Raw genomic sequence first — 524 nt, 5'->3', positions numbered from 1 at the left:
TCTGATTGATTCAAGGCGAGCAACTGGAGTAAAGGTTTCATCGTAATCGATGCCTTCAATCTGAGTGTATCCTTGTGGAACCAGTCTAGCCTTGTTTCGTATTATATTTCCATGTTCATCAGACTTGTTTTTAAAGATCCATTTTGTTCCAATAACATTTTTGTCTTTAGGTCTAGGAACAAGATACCAGACATCATTACGAACAAATTGGTTAAGTTCTTCCTGCATAGCAACTATCCAATTTTCGTCAGAAAGAGCTTCCTTTACGTTGACCGGTTCTATTTGGGATGTAAAACATACATAATTACATATGTTTTCAAGTTGTTTGCGTGTACGAACTCCAGTGAGAGGATTTCCAAGTATTTGATTAGTTGGATGATCCTTGACAGTCCTTGGTTCAGATTCTTTTTGAATTGATGATGTTTCTTGATTGTTAATTACAAGACTTTCATCATCATCTGAACTTAGAGATGGAGTCTCCAAGTGATCATCAATGACTACATTGATGGATTCTTGAATCACAC

Annotated in this window: 1 protein-coding gene; it reads right to left on the bottom strand. The window is 36.3% G+C overall.

All coding sequences use genetic code 11. From position 1 onward, the window contains the following. On the bottom strand, nt 1-524 hold a 524-nt coding region (locus DU478_RS22790; RefSeq protein WP_147276432.1), incomplete at both ends, for a reverse transcriptase domain-containing protein.

The organism is Thalassococcus profundi, assembly GCF_003344785.1.
GTDB classification, from domain to species: Bacteria; Pseudomonadota; Alphaproteobacteria; order Rhodobacterales; family Rhodobacteraceae; genus Puniceibacterium; species Puniceibacterium profundi.
This window is presented reverse-complemented; position numbering and strand designations above follow the sequence as displayed.